The organism is Bacillus sp. EA-CB0995 (genome assembly GCF_055814245.1).
This window is the reverse complement of sequence record NZ_CP169269.1, coordinates 1,538,377-1,559,300: the sequence shown is the minus strand read 5'-3', so window position 1 is coordinate 1,559,300 and position 20,924 is coordinate 1,538,377. Positions and strand designations below refer to the sequence as shown.

At 36.9% G+C, this 20,924-nt stretch carries 18 protein-coding genes and 5 pseudogenes; 8 read left to right on the top strand and 15 right to left on the bottom strand.

Features of this window, described 5'->3' with window-relative positions; all coding sequences use genetic code 11:
- Positions 1 to 13 precede the first annotated feature (13 nt).
- Positions 14 to 433 carry a MarR family winged helix-turn-helix transcriptional regulator gene (locus tag ACEWFJ_RS08205; RefSeq protein WP_141525087.1) on the bottom strand — a complete coding sequence of 140 codons (420 nt, stop codon included), beginning with the start codon at positions 431 to 433 and terminating at the stop codon, positions 14 to 16.
- A 161-nt stretch (positions 434 to 594) separates the two neighbouring features.
- Between ACEWFJ_RS08205 and ACEWFJ_RS08200 the strand changes: the two genes are divergently transcribed.
- Together ACEWFJ_RS08200 and ACEWFJ_RS08195 are read left to right on the top strand one after the other, a co-directional pair.
- Positions 595 to 1,254 (top strand): SIMPL domain-containing protein, encoded by a 660-nt coding sequence (locus ACEWFJ_RS08200; protein WP_429708832.1) that lies wholly within the window; start codon positions 595 to 597, stop codon positions 1,252 to 1,254.
- 134 nt (positions 1,255 to 1,388) lie between these two features.
- Positions 1,389 to 2,678, top strand: a complete 1,290-nt coding sequence (locus ACEWFJ_RS08195; protein ID WP_473691489.1) for an NCS2 family permease — start codon at positions 1,389 to 1,391, stop codon at positions 2,676 to 2,678.
- Between the two features lie 172 nt (positions 2,679 to 2,850).
- Here ACEWFJ_RS08195 and corA read toward each other — a convergent pair whose 3' ends face one another.
- The 9 genes and pseudogenes from corA to spoIIM all read right to left on the bottom strand — a co-directional run bounded on the left by corA (position 2,851) and on the right by spoIIM (position 11,051).
- Positions 2,851 to 3,813 (bottom strand): magnesium/cobalt transporter CorA, encoded by a 963-nt coding sequence (gene corA / locus ACEWFJ_RS08190; protein WP_141525086.1) that lies wholly within the window; start codon positions 3,811 to 3,813, stop codon positions 2,851 to 2,853.
- A gap of 78 nt (positions 3,814 to 3,891) precedes the next feature.
- A complete protein-coding gene (locus ACEWFJ_RS08185) occupies positions 3,892 to 5,196 on the bottom strand; it encodes a pyrimidine-nucleoside phosphorylase (RefSeq protein WP_473691487.1) in 1,305 nt (434 codons plus the stop codon).
- Between the two features lie 8 nt (positions 5,197 to 5,204).
- On the bottom strand, positions 5,205 to 6,026 hold the full coding sequence (locus ACEWFJ_RS08180; protein ID WP_473691485.1) for a purine-nucleoside phosphorylase: 822 nt from the start codon (positions 6,024 to 6,026) through the stop codon (positions 5,205 to 5,207).
- Between the two features lie 13 nt (positions 6,027 to 6,039).
- Positions 6,040 to 7,224, bottom strand: coding sequence for a phosphopentomutase (deoB, locus tag ACEWFJ_RS08175; protein WP_473691484.1), 1,185 nt, complete (start codon positions 7,222 to 7,224; stop codon positions 6,040 to 6,042).
- Positions 7,225 to 7,530: 306 nt separating this feature from the next.
- Positions 7,531 to 8,266: pseudogene (locus ACEWFJ_RS08170) on the bottom strand (FixH family protein).
- A gap of 284 nt (positions 8,267 to 8,550) precedes the next feature.
- Positions 8,551 to 9,441, bottom strand: coding sequence for a site-specific tyrosine recombinase XerD (gene xerD, locus ACEWFJ_RS08165; protein ID WP_429719296.1), 891 nt, complete (start codon positions 9,439 to 9,441; stop codon positions 8,551 to 8,553).
- Between the two features lie 6 nt (positions 9,442 to 9,447).
- A complete protein-coding gene (locus tag ACEWFJ_RS08160; protein WP_098310674.1) occupies positions 9,448 to 9,678 on the bottom strand; it encodes a YqzK family protein in 231 nt (76 codons plus the stop codon).
- Between the two features lie 160 nt (positions 9,679 to 9,838).
- Positions 9,839 to 10,294 (bottom strand): ferric iron uptake transcriptional regulator, encoded by a 456-nt coding sequence (gene fur, locus ACEWFJ_RS08155; protein ID WP_098310673.1) that lies wholly within the window; start codon positions 10,292 to 10,294, stop codon positions 9,839 to 9,841.
- Positions 10,295 to 10,400: 106 nt separating this feature from the next.
- Positions 10,401 to 11,051 (bottom strand): stage II sporulation protein M, encoded by a 651-nt coding sequence (gene spoIIM, locus ACEWFJ_RS08150; protein WP_098310672.1) that lies wholly within the window; start codon positions 11,049 to 11,051, stop codon positions 10,401 to 10,403.
- 124 nt (positions 11,052 to 11,175) lie between these two features.
- Between spoIIM and ACEWFJ_RS08145 the strand changes: the two genes are divergently transcribed.
- Entirely contained in the window at positions 11,176 to 11,727 is a 552-nt protein-coding gene (locus tag ACEWFJ_RS08145) for a GNAT family N-acetyltransferase (RefSeq protein ID WP_429719297.1), read from the top strand.
- A gap of 214 nt (positions 11,728 to 11,941) precedes the next feature.
- On the opposite strand, the gene ACEWFJ_RS08140 is transcribed toward ACEWFJ_RS08145, so the two are convergent.
- Positions 11,942 to 12,481, bottom strand: a complete 540-nt coding sequence (locus ACEWFJ_RS08140) for an NUDIX hydrolase (RefSeq protein ID WP_098310670.1) — start codon at positions 12,479 to 12,481, stop codon at positions 11,942 to 11,944.
- A 74-nt stretch (positions 12,482 to 12,555) separates the two neighbouring features.
- On the opposite strand from ACEWFJ_RS08140, the gene mciZ reads away from it, so the two are divergent.
- Positions 12,556 to 12,684, top strand: coding sequence for a Z-ring formation inhibitor MciZ (gene mciZ, locus ACEWFJ_RS08135; RefSeq protein WP_230573253.1), 129 nt, complete (start codon positions 12,556 to 12,558; stop codon positions 12,682 to 12,684).
- Between the two features lie 53 nt (positions 12,685 to 12,737).
- Positions 12,738 to 13,650 (top strand): annotated as a pseudogene (locus ACEWFJ_RS08130) (aldo/keto reductase).
- A 29-nt stretch (positions 13,651 to 13,679) separates the two neighbouring features.
- On the opposite strand, the gene ACEWFJ_RS08125 reads toward ACEWFJ_RS08130, so the two are convergent.
- A complete protein-coding gene (locus ACEWFJ_RS08125) occupies positions 13,680 to 14,507 on the bottom strand; it encodes an aldo/keto reductase (protein WP_473691480.1) in 828 nt (275 codons plus the stop codon).
- Positions 14,508 to 14,934: 427 nt separating this feature from the next.
- On the opposite strand from ACEWFJ_RS08125, the gene ACEWFJ_RS08120 reads away from it, so the two are divergent.
- On the top strand, positions 14,935 to 15,900 hold the full coding sequence (locus tag ACEWFJ_RS08120) for a quinone oxidoreductase family protein (RefSeq protein WP_473691478.1): 966 nt from the start codon (positions 14,935 to 14,937) through the stop codon (positions 15,898 to 15,900).
- A gap of 77 nt (positions 15,901 to 15,977) precedes the next feature.
- On the opposite strand, the pseudogene ACEWFJ_RS08115 reads toward ACEWFJ_RS08120, so the two are convergent.
- Positions 15,978 to 16,237, bottom strand: a pseudogene (locus ACEWFJ_RS08115) (DUF3886 domain-containing protein).
- Between the two features lie 294 nt (positions 16,238 to 16,531).
- On the opposite strand from ACEWFJ_RS08115, the pseudogene ACEWFJ_RS08110 reads away from it, so the two are divergent.
- Positions 16,532 to 18,119: pseudogene (locus tag ACEWFJ_RS08110) on the top strand (bifunctional metallophosphatase/5'-nucleotidase).
- Between the two features lie 114 nt (positions 18,120 to 18,233).
- Here the strand turns inward: ACEWFJ_RS08110 and ACEWFJ_RS08105 are convergent.
- Positions 18,234 to 18,687 (bottom strand): annotated as a pseudogene (locus ACEWFJ_RS08105) (ribbon-helix-helix domain-containing protein).
- A 182-nt stretch (positions 18,688 to 18,869) separates the two neighbouring features.
- On the opposite strand from ACEWFJ_RS08105, the gene ACEWFJ_RS08100 reads away from it, so the two are divergent.
- On the top strand, positions 18,870 to 19,871 hold the full coding sequence (locus ACEWFJ_RS08100) for an alpha/beta fold hydrolase (RefSeq protein WP_473691476.1): 1,002 nt from the start codon (positions 18,870 to 18,872) through the stop codon (positions 19,869 to 19,871).
- Between the two features lie 83 nt (positions 19,872 to 19,954).
- On the opposite strand, the gene ACEWFJ_RS08095 is transcribed toward ACEWFJ_RS08100, so the two are convergent.
- Positions 19,955 to 20,899: a LacI family DNA-binding transcriptional regulator gene (locus ACEWFJ_RS08095; protein WP_473691474.1), complete on the bottom strand. Its 945-nt coding sequence runs from the start codon at positions 20,897 to 20,899 to the stop codon at positions 19,955 to 19,957.
- Positions 20,900 to 20,924: the final 25 nt, after the last annotated feature.

Below are 20,924 nucleotides of genomic sequence, written 5' to 3'. Positions count from 1 at the left end.
GCTTTTCTATTCTTCATAGAACTCTGCCAAAGAGCTCTAATACCATTTCAATTTCTTGATCGCTCCAGTCCTGGAACTTCTCTCTATAATATTCTTTTCGAACATTTTCAAGCTTTTCGGCAACATCTTTCCCGGTATCCGTAATTTCTAAATAAACAATGCGCCTGTCTGAATCAGAGCGCTTTCTCGTTACAAGCCCCTTACGAACAAGGCGATCTGTAACCGCTGTAATATGACTCGATGTAACATTCACTTCACTTGCAATTTGCGATGCCATTTGCGGGCTTTTCCAATATAATGCACGCAGTACAGAAAACTCATTCCATGGCATATGCTCAGAAAAGAGTTCATTAATATCATTTTGTAATAAACGAATCATTTTCCGAAAGGAGATAGATAAGTCTAAAATAAGTGCTTCTCGTTTTTCGTTCACTGTTCTCGACCCTTTTTTATAATATTTACACATATTATAATGCATGAATACCTTAATTGTATATATTTTCTTTCAACTTAGATTTTCCACTATATTTCTAAATTTAAGGAAAAAATGGACTCCCTTCTTTCATATAAATAGAGAAAGGAAGGTGAACAGTTATGCAAATTGGAATGCCCCTATATTCACATGAATTACGTAATGGCAAAGAAGCAACTGTTACTGTACAAGGTGAAGGTGTCGTAAAAGCAAAACCTGATGTTGTCGTGTTAACAATTGGTGTTCGTACTGAAGGTACAAATGTAAAGCAAGCACAAGAAGAAAATGCTGCTCTTTCTGCTAAATTACTTGATTCTTTGAAACAACTTGGAATTACAGAGCAAAATATCAAAACGCTTTCTTACACCATTACACCGCAATATGAATACGTGAACGAAAAGGCTATGTTACGCGGTTATCAAGTTGAGCATTTATATGAAATTATTGTGTTAAATGTACAAAAAGCAGGGGAAGTATATGAAGCAGCTGTAGCAAACGGGGCAAATGTCGCCAAAGGACTTGTATTTCGCGTTTCAGAGCCTAATGCTTATTACAAACAAGCATTAGTACTCGCTGTGCAAAATGCCCAAGAAAAAGCAAGGACGATTGCTAGTACATATAATCTAAATGTAAATCCCATTCCCATTTCTGTCGTTGAAGAGTCCTCTCATATGCCGCGGGAATTTGTTGCTTATTCCGCTGTCCATAGCGGTGCTCCTCCTATTCAATCAGGAGAATTGGAAATCATTTCGACTGTCCGTGCTATTTTCACCTATATTTAATTGTACATCTAGTAAAAAAGAAAACGTTCTCATTTTTTTATTGTAAAAACTCTTTGTTTTGTTATAATAATAGACGGTGAGTCCTATATAGGGATATCACGGGCGGGAGAGGGATATGAAAAAGAAGGTTTAACATGAAAGGAATCCTTGAAAAAACATTTAAATTAGACCTACATCACACATCACCAAAACAAGAAGTACTTGCTGGTGTAACATCATTTTTCACGATTGTTTATATTATGATTGTGAATGCATCTATTTTATCAGATGCTGGTATTCCCCTTGAAGCAGGAATTCTAGCAACTGTATTTAGCTCATTTATCGGCTGTCTATTGATGGCATTTTGGGCAAATGCACCAATGATTCTTGTACCAGGTATGGGAGTAAATGCATTTTTCACGTACACAGCTGTGCATACACTTGGTTTAACTTGGCAAGAAGCATTAGCAGCTGTCTTTATCGCTGGTATTATTTTCGCAATTACCGCGTTTACACCAATTGCTCGCACACTTTCTACTTCAATTCCAAAGTCGTTAAAAGAAGCAATCACTGTCGGTATCGGGCTATTTTTAGCATTTATCGGCTTGCAAAAAGGTGGTCTTGTCGTTGCGAATTCGAATACTGCTGTTGCATTAGGAAAATTAAGTAGTCCAGTTGTTCTAGCAACTCTGCTTACGCTTATTGTTGCATTAGTTTTATTTATTCGTAATGTACGTGGAAACTTTTTATGGACTATTGCAATTGGAACCGGAATCTCCTGGTTGTTTGGTATTGTTGATACAAGTCAAGTTGGCAATAGTTCATTTTCATTTGCTAACTATGGTGATATTTTTGGTGCAATGTCGTTTGGGAAACTGACCTCTTTACCATTTTTAATTGCAACGTTCTCATTGAGTATGGTACTCATTTTTGAAAACATGGGACTTTTACACGGTTTATTAGAAGATAAGCGTAAATTCCCTCGTGCTTATCAAGCAAATGCAATTTCAGCGATGACATGCGGTCTATTTGGCACAAGTCCAACTGTTTCTACAGTAGAGAGTGCTGCTGGTATTACAGCGGGCGGTAAGACAGGTCTGACGTCTATCGTCACTGGCGGATTATTCTTTGTCTCATTGTTTGCTTTACCGTTTGTAAAGTTAATTCCAGATAGTGCAATCGCTCCAATCTTAATTATTATTGGCGGTTTAATGATTACAAACATTCAACAAATTCCTCTGAACGATTTTTCAGAAGGATTTCCAGCGTTTTTAATTATCGTTATGATTCCGCTCACATATAGCATTGCTGATGGTATTGCTTTTGGATTCATTGCATACCCAATCTTAAAAGTAGCACTTGGTAAACATAAAGAAGTTGCAAAACCTCTTTATACTATCACATGTCTTTTCTTACTCATGTTTGTGTTACACGCCATCGGCTAAATAAAAACCCCGGGAAATTCCCGGGGTTTTTTATTATCCCGCTATTCGCAGGCAATAAGATCACCACCTCAAGATGTAGAGAGAAACGAAGAGGATAGGTGGCGGACTGTGCCCGATTGGTTCAACTAACCATCAGTGAGGGGAGAAAGCCCCTACTGATGAAAGTTTCACTTTATTTAAACCAGCCCTTCTTATAAAACCATACCATCATGCCACCACCAATAAGAGCCATTATGGCTAAGCAAATATAATAACCATACTCCCACTTTAACTCTGGCATGTTGTCAAAATTCATTCCATATACACCAACAATAAATGTTAATGGCATGAAAATGGTTGAAAAAACTGTTAACGTTTTCATAATGTTATTCATATGATGAGAGTTTAGCGAAAAGTAGCTATCGCGAATATCAGCTGTCAGCTCTCGGCTTGTTTCAATCATCTCAGACAATTTTAACAGGTGATCATAAATATCTTTAAAATAAATTTCATGATCATTCACACCATGAAAACGCGTTGAATTTAAAATACGATACAATAAATCGCGCATTGGTACAATTGTTCTTCGTAATTTTGATAAATCATTACGAATATCAAATACCTCTTCTAATACAGTACTTGTTGTATCTCCTGTTAAATTGTCATCAATTGCATTTAAATGATCTTCAATATAATATACCGGAGCAAAATAATCATCGACAATTTGGTCAATAATTGTATGCGTCACATGAAGCGTGCTTCTCTTTATACGTTGTCTTTCCCCAAGTTTATTCCACGCTCGTTCAATCGCCTTATTATGCGAAAAGTGAAAGGATACAACAAAATGATCACTAACGAACAAATCAATTTCATGCGGCTCTAATCCATCTTCACTAAAAGCATGAAGAACTAAAAAGTGATACCCCTCATAAAAGTCAACCTTTGGCCTCTGTACATATTCTAAACAATCTTCAATCGCAAGGGGATGGAATTTGAAATAGTCTTGTAAAATATATGTATACTCTTCTTTCGTCGGTTTACATAAATCTAGCCAAAACCACACAATATCTTCTCGCTTTGTTTCTTCTAATGACAAATCATATAATACTTCATTTTCTTTTGTTACTGCACAAATTCTTATCATATTTTCACCCATTATTATTATATGCAAAAAAAGCCAAGGAGCAAACTCCTTAGCCTTTTTTATCTCACAATTCGTGAACAAATTGTCACTTTATTTTTCTACGATACCGTGTACTAACTTCGGTGCATCTACATGCTCTGCAGATACCTTCATGTTATCGTAAATTTTTTGTTTTACGTCTTCTACATTTTCACGGTTCGCGTAAATTGTTACAAGCGCTTCACCTTTCTTCACGCTATCGCCCACTTTTTTACGAAGCATAAGTCCAACTGCTAAATCGATTTCAGATTCTTTCGTTGCACGACCTGCCCCTAAAAGCATTGCTGCTGTTCCAATTTCATCTGCAACGATTTCAGATACATATCCATCTTCTTTTGCCTCTACTTCAATCTTATATTGTGCTTGTGGCATTTTAGAAGGATCATCTACAACTGAAGCGTCGCCGCCTTGTGCTGCTAAGAACGTTTTAAATGCTTCTAGTGCTTTTCCGTTGTTCATGACTTCGATTAGCTTTTCACGCGCATTTTCTAAAGAAGAAGCATGTCCAGCTAGGTACACCATTTGACTTCCAAGCGTTAAACATAACTCTTCTAAGTCTTTTGGCCCTTTTCCTTGCAATGTATCAATCGCTTCCTTCACTTCTAAAGCGTTACCGATTGCCTCACCAAGAGGCTGACTCATATCAGAAATAACAGCCATCGTTTTACGTCCAACATTATTACCGATGCGAACCATTGCTTCAGCTAATTGCTTCGCATCCTCATCCGTTTTCATAAATGCACCTGCACCTGTTTTAACATCAAGTACGATTGCATCCGCACCAGCTGCAATTTTTTTACTCATAATAGAGCTTGCAATTAACGGAATAGAATTTACTGTTGCCGTTACATCACGAAGTGCATATAACTTTTTGTCAGCGGGTGTTAAGTTTCCGCTTTGACCAATAACAGCAATTTTATTTTCATTTACAAGACGAATAAATTCCTCGTTTTCAATTTCCACATGAAATCCTGGAACTGCTTCTAATTTATCAATTGTACCACCTGTATGCCCAAGACCACGACCAGACATTTTTGCAACTGGTACACCAAGAGCTGCGACTAATGGACCTAATACAAGTGTAGTTGTATCACCAACACCGCCTGTTGAATGTTTATCTACTTTTACTCCTTCGATCGCTGATAAATCAATTGTATCGCCGCTATTTACCATTGCCATCGTTAAATCAGCACGTTCCTGCTCATTCATATCTTGAAAGAAAATTGCCATTGCAAGTGAACTCATTTGGTAATCTGGAATATCACCATTTGTGTAACCTTCAATGATAAAATTAATTTCTTCTGTCGTTAATGCTTTACCATCACGTTTTTTTGCAATTAGGTCCACCATTCTCATTGTGAACTTCACCCCTTCATTTGTTTTACAATTGCTTTTACAAGTGCTAAGAAGTTTGCTTTTACACGCTCTGTTGTTTCAATTACTTCATCATGATGAAGCGGCTGATCTAAAATTCCAGCTGCCATATTTGAAATACAAGAAATACCAAGTACTTTCATACCGGCATGACCAGCGACAATAACTTCTGGAACAGTTGACATTCCGACTGCATCACCGCCAATTGTACGAATCATACGAATTTCTGCAGGTGTCTCATATACAGGACCTGTCATCGCGACATATACGCCTTCTTGTACTTTAATATTTAAATCAACAGCAACTTGTTTTGCCATTTTACGAAGGTCTTTACTGTATGCTTCAGACATATCAGGGAAACGTACACCCATCTCAGAATCATTTGGTCCGATTAATGGATTATGTCCCATAAAGTTAATGTGATCTGAAATTAACATTAAATCGCCTGGCTCAAATGATGTATTTACACCACCAGCTGCGTTTGTAACGATAACTGCTTCTACCCCTAATTCTTTCATAACACGAACTGGGAATGTTACTTTTTGCATATCGTATCCTTCATAATAATGGAAACGACCTTGCATTGCTACAACTGTAACACCTTGAAGTGTACCAAATACAAGTTGACCAGCATGACCTTCTACAGTAGATACAGGAAACTCAGGAATTTCACTGTACGGTACAGCTACTGCATTTTCGATTTCATCAGCTAATACACCTAGACCTGAACCCAGGATTAACCCTACTGTTGGTGTTTCTTGAAACTTTCCTTTTAAATATGAAGCAGATTTTGAAATTAACTCGCGATTCATTTGATGTTCCTCCTTATTTATCTAACTCGTTCAAAAAGCTTTTTCCGTATTTCGGCATTGTTACACCGAAGTTTTCTGCAACTGTGGCACCGATATCAGAAAATGTTTGACGAAGCGGTAATTCTTTTCCGCCATCTTTCATGCTTGGACTATATGCTAATAATGGTACATATTCACGCGTATGGTCTGTACCGTGGTGAATTGGATCATTACCATGGTCAGCTGTAATAATTAACAAGTCGTCTTCTTTTAACTTCTCAAGTACTTCAGGAAGACGTGCATCATATTCTTGCAGTGCATCTCCATAACCCTGAGGATCACGACGATGACCGAATAGTGCATCAAAGTCAACAAGATTTACAAAGCTTAAACCTGTAAAGTCCATACTCGCTGTATCTGCAAGCTTATCCATACCATCCATGTTAGATTTTGTACGAAGAGATTGCGTTACACCTTCTCCATCATAAATATCAGAGATTTTACCAATTGCGATAACATCATAGTCACTATCTTTTAATTCATTCATTACCGTACGACCAAATGGTTTTAGTGCGTAATCATGACGGTTTGGCGTACGTGTGAAGTTTCCTGGCTCTCCAACGAATGGACGAGCAATCACACGACCTACCATATATTTTTCATCAAGTGTTAACTCACGTGCAATTTTACAAATGTTATATAGTTCTTCAAGCGGTACAACTTCTTCATGAGCAGCAATTTGCAATACGCTATCAGCAGACGTGTACACAATTAATGCACCGGTTTCCATATGTTCCTGTCCAAGTTCATCCAAAATTCCCGTTCCAGAAGCTGGTTTATTCCCAATAATTTTACGTCCTGTTTTCGCTTCTAACTCATCAAGTAATTCTTTCGGGAACCCTTCTGGGAATACTTGAAACGGTGTATCAATGTACAAACCCATAATTTCCCAATGACCTGTCATTGTATCTTTTCCCATAGATTTTTCTTGCATTTTTGTATAATATGCAAGTGGCTTCTCTGCTTTTGCAATCCCTTTCATTTCACGGATGTTACCAAGACCTAATTTCATCATGTGTGGCATTTGTAATCCGTTCATATGCTCTGCAATATGGCCAAGTGTATCAGAACCTTTATCGCCATATTTCTCAGCATCTGGTGCTTCTCCAATTCCTACGGAGTCCATTACGATAAGAAAAATACGTTTATATTTATTCACAGCTGTACCTCCTATATATGCTACTTATGTAGTATGTTCAAATCGATGTAAAAACTTCCCTTTTCTCCTAAGTCAGATGTCAGACATCTCATGCTGCTATCATAACATGTTCACGCTTTCTTTTTAAGAAATTTTTATCACATTTCGTTTTTTTTCACATTTTCATTGTAATACATTCTACCTAGAAGCGCTAATGAAACCGATATATGTTTCTCAACATACAAATAAAAAAAACAGCTCTTTAAAAGAGCTGTTTTTATCCCGCTATTCGCGGGCAGTAAGACCACCACTGATGGAAGTTTCACTTTATTTCACTTCAACTGTTTCTTCTTTATGATCATGAAGATCACCTTTTCGCACATGAACCTTCACTTTATATGTTCCTGCTTCTTTAAATGTATAAGTACTTGTATACTCGCCTTTGTTACCTTCTTTTGCTGGAATAAACTCATGCTTTTCTGCACCGTCTTTCCAAATTTCAAGTTGAACTTCCGCACCAGTTAATGCTTCTTCTTTTGTTTTACATGTACGTTCATTGTAGATTCTGTATTTGCTTTCACACCATCTGCCATCAGATGAATCATTGTATCACCATGAGCATGATCGTCATGATGACCATCTGTTTCTTTTTTTGTATCCTCAACTTTTGCATTTCCAACAGCCACTTTCACTTCTGGCATCACATGCATATCACGTGCATTTGTATGTGCGATAATATGATAAACACCATCAGATGGGAATGTTTTATCGATTGCATAAACACCGTTACCTTTATTCTTCGCGTCTAGCATCTCTTTTTCTCTTCGCCATCTTTCCAAATTTCAAACTTTACATCTGCATCTGTTACTTTTTCTTTCCCTTGTGTAACAGTTGCTTGTACTTCTGCTTTTTCATTCGGCTTTAATGTTTCAGGGTTCGTTTTTATTTCTACCTTTACTTCTTCAAGCGACTTATTCTTTTTCGTTGTCTCGTCTGATTTCGTATTACAACCAGCTAACGCTAGCATTGTGATAAATAATGTAATTACAAGTTTTTTCATCATAACTTCCTCCTTCTTCCTATCTTAGTATAGAGGAAATATACGTTCATATTCTAGCCTTCTGCTGAAAACAATGTACGAAATGTTTGTGAAGTTTTTGTGAAGTGCTTTCATTTTATCCCGCTATTTTGGAGCAGTAAAACCCCCACTTCAAAATTAAAAGAGAAGCGAGGAAGATAGGTGGGGAATAACTGCTGGCATGTGCCCTATTGGTTCAACTAACTATCAGTGGGGGTGCCCCCACTGATGGAAGTTTCACTTTATAATAAGTAAAAGGGCATGAACACTCATGCCCTTGGATGAAACTGTTTATATACATCTTTTAATCTAGCTTTTGAAACATGTGTATAAATTTGTGTTGTCGAAATATCGGCATGGCCAAGCATTTCTTGTACCGCCCTTAAATCTGCTCCATTCTCTAATAAGTGCGTTGCAAAGGAATGACGCAATGTATGCGGTGTAAGTTCTTTTTGAATATTTGCTTCTTGTGCAAGCCTTTTTAAAATCTTCCAAAACCCTTGGCGAGATAAACGGTTTCCATGATGATTTAAAAAGAGTGCTTCGGCCATTTTCTTTCCTAAGAGTTCCGGTCTTCCTTTTTCAATATAATACTGAATCGCTTCTGTCGCTAAACTACCGAGAGGGATAATTCTCTCTTTATTTCCCTTTCCGACGCAACGAACAAAGCCCATTGTTAAATGTACATCTGGTAAGTTTAATTCAATTAATTCAGAAACACGTAACCCTGTTGCATATAATAACTCTAACATAGCCTTATCACGAATCCCAAATGCACTCGTTCTTTTCGGTATTTGCAATAGTGCTTCTACCTCATTAATCGATAACACTTTCGGTAATTTCCGCTCACCTTGAGGTGTTTCAATATGTACAGACGGGTCATGTTCCACAACACGTTCACGCAATAAAAATTGATGAAACGACCGTACAGATGCAATGTGACGTGCCATCGTTTTCGAAGATTTCCCATTATCTTTTAGATGATGTAAAAAGTTCACAATATGCATGCGCGCTACATCATGAAAAGATGTAATTTGTTCTACTTTTTGTAAATACTTCGTATAACTTTTTAGATCACGCTCATATGATACAACTGTATTTTGAGCTAATCCTTTTTCAACAACCATATAATGAATAAAGTCTTGTAATTGATCTTCCAATCTTCTCTACTCCCCATTTTCATAGAAAAAAATCATTCTGTTGACGAAAGCATCTTTCGCAGGCTCCTCTGTTCCAGATACTTTTTCTACCGTTTCTTCTTTAGGCTTTTCATAACGATGATAACTTTCATATTCTTCATTTATCCATAGTATAGCGAAATAAAACAAAATGGTACAACTAATAAACAATAAAAATACTTTCATACCATCAAAAAGAACTTTAATTGCTCGGCGCATTGTGAATTCCTCCAAAATTTATGTTATTACAACATATGCCAAGCTTTTCATCATTTATACCTAATTATGAAAACTCCCGCACTTCTCTCTCTAAAATCTTAAGGCGGGGAGTCTTACCCATTTGCAAAAAAAAACCTTTTCCTAACTAAATAGGAAAAGGTTAACTTTCTTCTGTTAATTTTTCTTGACACTTCTCACAAATACCATGGAACGTTAAACGATGGTCTTTGACTTTAAAGCGCCACTCATTTTCTACTCTTTTTTCTACTTCACAAAGTAAATCTTCTTGAATTTCTTCTACTGCACCACATTCTGTACAAATTAAATGATGATGAAAACGTGATGCACCTTCTTGTCTTAGGTCATAGCGCGAAACACCGTCACCGAAATTAATCTTGTCGACAATCTTTAACTCGGATAATAATTCCAAAGTCCGATAGACGGTTGCAAGTCCGATCTCTGGCGACTTTTCTTTTACAAGGAGGTAAACATCTTCCGCGCTTAAATGGTCTTCTTCATTTTCTAGCAGTACGCGAACCGTAGCTTCACGTTGCGGTGTTAACTTATAACTCGCTGCATGCAATTGCTTTTTAATTCGATCAATTCTTTCTTCCATTCGGTACTACTCCCTCCCTCGCCACTCTTACCCCATTATATCAGAAGAAGGAAACTGTCAAAAGAAAAATAATCAAAATTACTTGATAATAATTATCAAAGTATAATTATTTTTTGTTAATAGTCTCCATGACTTGTTTCATAAAATTTGGCGATGCATAAGCTTCAATCCCTGAAGCAATCGCTAGCGCTGCACCGATAATAAGAAAAAAGCAAGTATAGCGGATAAAAAGTGGTAATAGAGGCTCATTTACTTTTCGAATAAATTGATGACGAATCATGCGCAAGGAAAAGCTAGCGGCGATCGTCGTCATAATAAGAAATGTTGGGATAATAATTAAATTTTGTGGAAGTACAGCCACAAATGCTAATAATAAGCCGTTCCAACCAAGTTGACTTACTAAGAAACCTACTGTAAATCCAACAACCACTCCTTTTAAAAATAATAAAATAAAAATAAGAGGCAAACCAATAATGGAAATACCTAAAATCCAAATAAAACCAATATATTTCAGTTGCGATAAGTAGCTTTCGCGAAACATCTCACCTGCATTTGCAAATTGCCCTTTGGAAACTTGTCCAAAAAAACGACTTAAATAAAAATACAAATCTTGTTTTTGACTTATTTGTAAACTATTCACAAGGATTGCCCCAAAAATAACCCCCATTAATAAAAGGACAGCTACAAATACATATAATGAGGCGTGTTCCTGTACATGATATGTTACACGATCTTGCCAAGACGATTTCCTTAGCATATTACGTCCCCCCGTTCTTCCTCTTACTAGAATGTATGATAGAAAGAAAAAAGTATGACGAATTAGCATTGAAATTCCACGCCACTTTGCTAAACTTAAAGGTAGAGAATAGGAGGGATTTCTTTTGAAACAACTATTATTAGATTTTCCAACATTATTTCAGACCGAGCGCCTGCAGGTACGTAAACCGTTCCCTGGCGATGGTGCAGAAGTTTATGAAGCAATTCAAACTTCTTTAGAGGATCTACAGCCATGGATGTCTATTACACATGAAACTGAAGAAACGGCAGAAGCAGCAGTTAGAGCCGCCCATGGGAAATTTTTACTTCGAGAAACATTACCGTTTCATCTATATGATAAAACAACAGGTACATTCATCGGCGCACTCACACTTCACCCAGAAAACTGGGATATTCCAAAGTTTTCTATTAGCTTCTGGCTTCATAGCTCTTACACAAAACAAGGGTATATGACAGAAGCATTAAAAGGAGCCATTCAATTCGCGTTCGATAAACTCAGAGCGAAGCGACTTGAAATTCGCTGTGATGCCAATAATACAAATGCACGATTAGTAGCAGAACGCCTAGAGTTTATTCTAGAAGGTACGCTAGAAAATGACTTCCTTGCTCCCGATGGTAGTTTACGTGATACATGTGTATATGCAAAAATACAATAAAGTGAAACTTCCTTTTGTGAGACGTTTTTCCTCACAAAAGGTTAGTTGAACCAATCGGGCGCATGCCAGCAGTTATCCCCCACCTATCTTCTTTGCTTCTCTCTGAATCTTGAGGTGGGGGTCTTACTGCCCGCGAATAGCGGGATAAAAAAGAGGCGCTACAGCTAGTCATCTTCAAATTTCACAAAAATAAACACTCGCATAAAGCGAGTGTTTATTTTTTCAATTGTAAATATTGAATTGCAAACATTGTCTTTGCATCATGAATACGTTGCTCTTTTATTAATTGCAGCGCTTCTTCTAATGATACTTCCATTAACTCAACAAACTCATCCTCATCAAGATCTGCTTTGTCTTCCTTCTTCTTCAAACCAGTCGCTTCATATACATATACAATTTCATCTGCAAACCCTGGTGATGTGTAGAATGACGTGATGAGCTTCATGTTATCACATATGTACCCTGTTTCTTCCTCTAATTCACGAATTGCTGTTGCTTCAGGTTGTTCTCCCTGCTCTAACTTTCCAGCAGGAATTTCTACAAGCGCTTTTTCCATCGCTTTGCGATACTGTTCAACTAACACAATTTTCTCGTCATCTGTAATTGCGATAATCGCTACCGCACCAGGATGCTTCACAATTTCACGTTTACTCGTCTCACCATTTGGCAATACTACTTCATCAACACGAACTTTAATTACTCTTCCATCAAAAATAGGCTCAGTCGCAATCGTTCTTTCTTCAAGATTACTCATAAGACTTCATCTCCCTGTTCTATTTCCTAGTCTTTCTTCATACATTCTATCACATTGAAAGGAGCGAAACGAAAATGAAAGTGTATATTTTACCAAATCGAGTAACGTTAGTCGGAAAAGCCTGGGAAATTCGTCATATGCTAAAACAATATGAACAACGTTATAAAACTGTTCATGACTGGATTACAAATACACAAAGGTAAAGTGTTTGTGAAACTCCTTACGCTTTCGTACAATAAAAGTAAGGAGGGTAATGATGAAAACACGTAAATTAGGAAATTCAGATTTATATGTAAGTGAAATTGGACTTGGATGTATGTCACTTGGAACAAATGAAACAGAAGCCATTCAAATCATTCATGAAGCGTTAGATTTAGGTATTAATTTTTTAGATACAGCCGATTTATACAATTATGGATTAAATGAAGAATTTATCGGAAAAGCGTTACAAGGAAAACGAGAGCAAGTTGTACTTGCTACAAAAGTTGGGAACCGCTGGACAGAAGAAAAAACGGTTGGACTTGGGACCCTTCTAAGGCATATATAAAAGAGGAAGTAAAGAAAGCCTGCGCCGATTAAAAACGGATTATATCGATTTATATCAGCTACATGGCGGAACAATTGAAGATAATATTGACGAAGTCATTGAAACATTTGAAGAACTAAAACAAGAAGGAATCATTCGTCATTACGGGATTTCTTCCATCCGTCCTAATGTTATTCGCCAATATGCAGAGCGTTCTAATATCGTAAGTGTTTTAATGGAATATAACATATTAAATCGCCGCCCAGAAGAATGGTTCCCATTCTTGCAAGAACACAATATTAGCGTCATTGCCCGCGGTCCACTCGCAAAAGGCTTATTAACTAGTAACAATGCACAGAAATTAGCTAAAGTGATAGAAAAAGACTATCTCTCTTACAGTTACGATGAAGTAAAACACATCGTATCTCGTGTGAAAGAAATAACAAATGAGCGCTCTCTAACAGAAACCGCGCTTCAATATTGCCTACATACTCCGACAATTGCAGCTCTCATTCCAGGTGCAAGCTCAATTGACCAATTACGCGAGAACATAAAAGCCGGCACTACAAATTCATTGACAGCCGAACAATACACACACATTCAAGCAATTGCGAAATTAGATACATATGGATCTCATCGATGAAAAAAGCTACCGAAAAATCGGTAGCTTTTTTACATCGTATCGTATTTCTCTGGATTTGTTCCTGAACGCTTATTACAATCTAGTTTATCAATTTGCTGCACTTCTTCTTCCGTTAATGAAAAATCGAAAATATGAAAATTCTCTGCAATGCGAGATGGTGTAACAGATTTTGGAATTGTTACAATTCCACTTTGAATATCCCAGCGCAAAATAACTTGAGCAGGTGTTTTCCCATATTTTTTAGCAATCTCTTGAATAACCGGATGTTCAAATACCTCTCCGCCTCGCATAAGCGGACTCCATGCCTCCATTTGAATTTGTTCTTGCTGACAAAAATTGCGAAGTTCAAATTGTGCTAACATTGGATGAAGCTCGACTTGATTCACCATTGGTTTAACATGACAATTCGCTAATAAATGTTTTAAATGATGAATATGGAAATTTGACACACCAATCGCACGTACTTTTCCTTCTTCATACAATTTTTCAAGAGCGCGATATGTATCCACATACTTTCCACGTATCGGCCAATGGATTAAATATAAATCCACGTAATCCATCTGTAACTTCTTTAAACTTGTTTCGAATGCTTTAAGCGTCGTTTCATATCCTTGTTCATCGTTCCATACTTTCGTTGTAATAAAAAGCTCTTCACGAGCAACTCCAAATTCACGAATCGCTTCTCCGACACCGCTTTCATTTTCATAAATAGTAGCCGTATCAATCGCACGGTATCCGATTTCTAGCGCAGTCTGTACCGCTCGCTTTACTTCCTCCCCTTCTTTTGCTTTATATACTCCTAAGCCTAGCATTGGCATTTTCACACCGTTATGAAGTGTTGTTGTTGGAATATGCATAAAAAACTCCTCCTTTACTCCATTTCAACAAGAAAAAAATAAAAAGTCAAAAAAAGCGATTTGTTTACATAATCTTGTTATGTTAAGAAACTAGAAGAAAGTATATAAGTACAAATTGAAAAACCGACTTAAAATAACTATTTCTTTTTAGGTGGGTAAGAGCATCTGGCCATGCATAAAAGCGGTCAGAGCCTTTTCCTGCCACATGTAAGAGTGAAAACAAAGGGAGAAAGCAAGTGCAGGTCATGTTTTCTTCTACATAGCAGCGGCTTATATGTTAAAAAATTAAAATGGATTTATATATTGTTGTTTCATTTTATATGAACAACCTTTTCTCGCTTTTTTCAAAGAGTAATTTCTTGCTTTCTTCATCCTTTTATCTTACAGTGTAAGCGTAAAACAAAATACACAAAGTAGAGGGAAAAAGATGAAAGCTCTTGTATTTAACACATTTGGAGAACCAGAAGTATTACAATATAAAGAAATCCCTAATCCTGTTATCGGACCTAATGATATTCTTGTAAAAATGAAAGCAATTGGTTTAAATTTTGCCGATGTTTATAGAAGAAAAGGAAATTATCACCTTGCTGGTCAACCACCATACATTTTAGGTTACGAAGGCGCTGGAATTGTAGAAATGGTAGGAAATAATATTACGACCATAAAGCAAGGAGATTCTATTGCATTTGCAGATGTTCCATATGCAAATGCAGAGCTTGTAGCAGTTCCAATAGAGAAGGCAATTCCACTTCCTAATCATATTTCATATGAAACAGCTGCTTCTATTTTACTGCAAGGTTTAACAGCTCACTACTTAACTCGCGATAGCTATGCAGTAAAAGAAGGAGACATTGTACTCGTACACGCTGCTGCCGGTGGTGTAGGACAACTTCTTGTACAAATTATCAAATTACTAGGCGGTAAAGTGATTGCCCTTACCTCTTCTATGCAAAAAGCAAAAGCTGCCGAAGAAGTTGGCGCAGACTGGACCTTTTTGTATGAGGATGACTGGAAACAGAAAGTCATGCATGCGACTAACGGAAAAGGTGTAGATGTCGTATATGAATCTGTTGGTTCTACGTTGATGGATAGCTTTGAAGCAACACGTATTGGAGGAACCGTTGTTTTTTACGGAATGGCAGGAGGCGATCCAGCGCCTGTAGACCCGCGCATGCTTATGGATACATCTAAGACGTTAACCGGCGGTGATCTATGGAATGTACTCACTTCTCATCAAGAGCGTGTTCTTCGTTCTGAAGAGCTATTCACATGGATTCAACAAGGAAAAATCAAGTTATCCAAGCCAACTACATTTTCCTTAAACGAAGGAGCAAAAGCACATCATTATTTAGAAAGTAGAAAAAGCACAGGGAAAATTTTATTACTTCCATAAAATAATTATAAAAATAACGTGCCATATATGTGTGGCACGTTATTTTTTCTTCATCTATTCTCCTTCATATTCGTTTCTTATTTAAAATCTTTCCATGACAAACTACTTTCACTTAATAATTCTTCAAATGATTTATTTTTTCGCGCTCACGCTGTTCTTTACGCTTTCTCTCTAACTCTATTTCTTTTTTCTGCTCTTCTTGCTCTTTTAGCTCTTTTTGTTTACTCTTCAGCTGCTTCATTAATATTTCGTTTAATTGATCTCCAATTGTTACTGTTTCTTTTTCCATCTTCATCCCTGTTTGTTTCTGTGCTTGCTTTTGCTTTTTCTTTGCCATAATTAAATCACCTTTTACTTTTTCTTTATTATAGTAGAAAGTGCAATTTACCAGCAACCACAAGAGCTGTATCTGTATCTCTATTAAGTTGCGCGAATCCCAGCTCCAATTCCACATGAAAATGCAAAACAGTTAATCATCCATAATTAATGATTTATTTTCTATATAAAAATAAAGAGATTTTGTTTTATAAATTTTCTTAAAATATAGAATTTTATATAGATTGTTTTCTTATAATCTATTAAAATGATGTCGTATGATGTCAGATTTATATAAAGGGGAGAAACAAAAAACATGTGGAAAAAAATTATACCGGCAGTTGCTGTTTTAAGTACAGTCACATTTTCAAGCGTATTTGCAGCACAGCCCACTTCTACACCAACACAAGAAAATCGTTACATTGATGTTCAAATGCTAGGCATTAATGACTTCCACGGTCAATTAAACACAGTAAAAAAATAAACAATAAGGAAGCCGGTGGGGTCGATTACTTAGCTGCATACTTGCGAGACCGCGAAAAACAAAACAAAAATACGCTACTTGTTCATGCCGGAGACGCAGTTGGAGCAAGTCCACCAATTTCTGCTTTATTACAAGATGAACCAACAATTGATATTTTCAATGACCTTGGCTTTGATGTTGGAACAATTGGAAACCATGAATTTGATGAAGGTGTAGACGAAATGCGTCGCCTTATTTATGGTGGCTATCATGAAAAGACTGGCAACTTTAAAGGTGCTCAGTTCCCTTACGTTGCAGCCAATGTTTACAACAAAACAACTGGTCGTTTATTTTTACCGCCATTTACAGTAAAAATGGTACAAGGAGTTCCAGTCGGCTTTATTGGTGTCGTCACAACAGAAACACCAAGCATCGTTATGCCTAAAATGGTTGAAAACGTAAAGTTCACAGATGAAGTAGAGGCAATTAACAAGTCTGCACAACAATTAAAACGATTAGGTGTAAAAGCAATTGTTGTATTAGCACACAATCCTGGTACAACGGATGATAAAGGAATTACAGATGGTGATCTCGTTCGTTTAGCTCAAAATACCGATTCAGAAGTCGATGTCATTTTTGGCGGCCATAACCATGCATATGTAAATGGAACTGTAAATGGAAAACTTCTTATACAAGCTTATTCGTACGGTACAGCTTTCGCAGACGTTGACTTAAAAATTGATAAGAAAACAAAAGATATTGTAGAGAAAAAGGCTGAGATTGTTACAACATTTCACGATGGCATTCAACCTGATCCACAAATTAAGAAAAAGTCGAGCAGTATGCTGAAAAAGTCGCTCCACTTGTAAATGAAGTTGTCGGTAAAGCTGCAACTGCTTTAGACAGAAAAGAATCACCTGCTGGAGAGTCAACACTTGGTAACTTAATTGCAGATGCACAGCGCAGTGCGATGAACGGACAAATTGCTCTTATGAATCCTGGCGGTATTCGCAACGATTTAGATGCAGGAGATATTACATGGGGAGAACTATATGGCATTCAACCTTTTGGCAACCAATTAATAAAATCAACATTGACTGGAAAAGATATTCGGGACATTTTAAATCAGCAATGGCAAAAAGATAAAACACGTATGCTCCAAATCTCTGGTATCACGTACAAATGGGACGCTAACAAAGCAGATGGTGAAAAAGTAATTGATGTACGTTTATCAAACGGCGAAGCTCTTGTTGACTCGCAAACATATACTGTCGTAGCGAATGCCTTTTTAGCTTCTGGTGGAGACGGTTTTGTTTCCTTTAAAAATGGAACAAATACAGAAACAGGACCGAATGATTTAGATGCATTAGTAGATTATGTGAAGCAGGCAAATTCACCGATCGAAGCAAAAATTGAAGGGCGTGTTCAAAAAATAAATTAGCCGTTATAACATACAATTTTCATGAGTGGAAGAAATCAAGCTTCTACAGGCAGTTCTTCTTTTAAATCTTACTGCCTGCAAATAGTAGGATAAAAGCGGGAAATCCCGCTTTTATTATCTTTCACGATATCTTTCTAAATATTCTTTCAGTGCAATTTCTACAAGTTTAGACTTATGCACACCATTTCTAACAGAAAGACAATCTAATTGTTCTAGTACTTGTTTAGAAAGAGAAAATGTACGTTTTTTTCTCTTCTTGCTCCACAGACGTGATACGTATTCCATATTCGCGTTTTTGCAACAACTCATAAATATGTTGCAATTGCTCATAAATGAGGCGCTGATAATCTATTTTTTCCTGCTGTAGACTTACAGCTTCTTTTAATTGTAAATGACGAGGCTCCTCCCCTTCTCCAATAAATACCCTTTTTTTCTGCTCATTATCATATCCATATCCGAGTAATCGTAATTTTTTTGATAGTGTATATGGACTCATTTCCAGTCGTTTCGCAACAATTGCTATCGATTCATGATTATTTAAACGATCAATAATTTCACCAATTTCCACCTCCTCCCTCCTCTCTATTAAACATAGGATAACGTGAAACTTTCATCACCGGGAACTTACTGCTTGTTAATGCGGGATAAAGTTATTATGTTATGATACAATAATTTCTTATTAGTATATTTAGTATATGATGAAAAAAACATCACTGTTCAATATATCGCAATCAAAAGGAGGTCGTCCTCATGTTCATCCGCAGCAGCACCCCCTCTTTTTACGATAAAAATAAAAAACACATCTCAAATAGTATTGCTACAATTGAAAATGTTCTTATAAATAATCGGAAACAATCGTTACTCATTCGTGGGCAAGATCTCAATCAACCTCTTTTATTATGCTTACACGGTGGACCAGGAATGGCTCAAATTGGCTTTGCACGCCATTTTCAAACAGAAATTGAGAAACATTTTATTGTTGTCAACTGGGATCAGCGCGGAGCAGGAAAATCCTTTTCATGGCGAGATTTCAAAGAATCGCTAACAATTGAGCAATACGTTTTAGATACACATAAAATAATCGATTATCTTCTAAAAAGGTTTCAAAAAAGGAAATTATTTCTTCTTGGGCACTCTTGGGGCAGCATCATTGGATTATTTGCTGCACAGCAATCTCCTCAATACATCGAAGCATATATCGGAGTGGGCCAAATTGTGCATATGAAGCAAAATGAGGAACTGCTTTTTGAACATTTAATTCGATCCGCAAAGCAGCGCGAACATACCCGTGCACTTGCTTCTTTAAAAAAGCTTGGAAAACCTCCATTTCTAGATAAAAGGAGACTACTTATCCAAAGGAAATGGCTCGGTATCTTTGGTGGAGCTATTCAAAATGGGACATTCTTTTCTTTCATTCAAAAAGGGTTTCTATCCCCTGAATACACATGGATAGATTGGATTAAATTTTTTAGCGGAAATATAAAATCTGGGGAATTATGGAAAGAAATGTTGGCGATTGATTTCTTTTCACAAGTGCCGAGCGTTTCATTTCCTGTCTATTTTTGTTCTGGACGCTATGACTATCAAACGCCTTATGCACTTGTACAACAATATTGCGATGTTCTTAACGCACCTATAAAAAAAATGATTTGGTTTCCGAACTCAGCTCATTCTCCAAATTTTGAAGAGCATACACGTTTTGCAGCAATGTTACTTGATATTAAACAAGAACACTTCTTACTGCACCCTTGATTAAGTGAAAATTTCATCAATCAGACTCCTGCGGCCCTACGAGTAACAAAATAGAAAAAAAGGTGCGTGTTCTCACGCACCTTTTACTTTGTTGATTCTCTCTCTATTAGAACGAAGTCCAAGTCAGCTATATCTCGGTTATATTCCACCTTTTTTATTTTTGCAATTAACTTATGAATAGCAAGTGCCCCTACACTTGTTATCGGCTGGGCAATTGTCGTTAAAGCTGGCGTAGACCACTCCCCTTGTACAATTCCATTTAAACCAATAACTTGTAAATGTTTCGGAATGGAGATACAAAGCTTTTGTGCAGCACGAATAAAGCCAATCCCTACAATATCGCTACAAGTAATGATACCATCTATGTATGGATATTTTCGTAATACCTCCACAGCTATTTGTTCTGAATCTGTCTCTTCCCTATGCGTTTCTATAACTCGGTAAGATATCTTCTTCTCCCAAGCCGCGTCTAAAAAACCAGTGAAATGTTCTTCCATCGCTTCATTATTTGTATCTTCATGAATATAGGCAAGAAACTGACATCCTTTCTCTTCTAGAACAGAAACAGCTTGTATCGCTGCATTATAATAATGTAAAGAAAACCCCTCGACCGAATCTACAATTACAAACGGAACTGATACTATTTCTTTTTGCAAGCTTCCATATACATCACGTGTCATAATAACACCTGCAATATTATTTTGTTCCAATACATCCATGTAACCACGCTTATGTTTCATATTGCATATAATAATTTGATATCCTTCTTTGTAAGCTTCTTCTTCAATAACTGTAAGTAATGGTAAGGATGCCGGGTCTTGTAAGTCAGGTACAAGCAGGGCAATCATCGTAGAAGATTTTTTAAATAGCGCCTTGGCCACCGCATTTGGTCTATATTGCAACTCCTCAATTGCTTTCTTCACCTGTTTTACTGTATCTTCATGTACATACCCTTTTTCATTTAATACTCGTGAAACTGTTGCGACTGAAACTCCCGCCAACTTTGCAACATCGCGTATCGTTGCCACATCTTCACCCCTTAACATGGAAATA

Bases quoted from the DNA above. Each gene is read 5' to 3' on its own strand.
- ACEWFJ_RS08200 (WP_429708832.1), top strand. From the start codon at position 595: ATGCAAATTGGAATGCCCCTATATTCACATGAATTACGTAATGGCAAA.
- ACEWFJ_RS08195 (WP_473691489.1), top strand. From the start codon at position 1,389: ATGAAAGGAATCCTTGAAAAAACATTTAAATTAGACCTACATCACACA.
- corA (WP_141525086.1), bottom strand. From the start codon at position 3,813: ATGGGTGAAAATATGATAAGAATTTGTGCAGTAACAAAAGAAAATGAA.
- ACEWFJ_RS08185 (WP_473691487.1), bottom strand. From the start codon at position 5,196: ATGAGAATGGTGGACCTAATTGCAAAAAAACGTGATGGTAAAGCATTA.
- ACEWFJ_RS08180 (WP_473691485.1), bottom strand. From the start codon at position 6,026: ATGAATCGCGAGTTAATTTCAAAATCTGCTTCATATTTAAAAGGAAAG.
- ACEWFJ_RS08160 (WP_098310674.1), bottom strand. From the start codon at position 9,678: ATGCGCCGAGCAATTAAAGTTCTTTTTGATGGTATGAAAGTATTTTTA.
- fur (WP_098310673.1), bottom strand. From the start codon at position 10,294: ATGGAAGAAAGAATTGATCGAATTAAAAAGCAATTGCATGCAGCGAGT.
- spoIIM (WP_098310672.1), bottom strand. From the start codon at position 11,051: ATGCTAAGGAAATCGTCTTGGCAAGATCGTGTAACATATCATGTACAG.
- ACEWFJ_RS08140 (WP_098310670.1), bottom strand. From the start codon at position 12,481: ATGAGTAATCTTGAAGAAAGAACGATTGCGACTGAGCCTATTTTTGAT.
- mciZ (WP_230573253.1), top strand. From the start codon at position 12,556: ATGAAAGTGTATATTTTACCAAATCGAGTAACGTTAGTCGGAAAAGCC.
- ACEWFJ_RS08125 (WP_473691480.1), bottom strand. From the start codon at position 14,507: ATGCATATTCCAACAACAACACTTCATAACGGTGTGAAAATGCCAATG.
- ACEWFJ_RS08120 (WP_473691478.1), top strand. From the start codon at position 14,935: ATGAAAGCTCTTGTATTTAACACATTTGGAGAACCAGAAGTATTACAA.
- ACEWFJ_RS08100 (WP_473691476.1), top strand. From the start codon at position 18,870: ATGTTCATCCGCAGCAGCACCCCCTCTTTTTACGATAAAAATAAAAAA.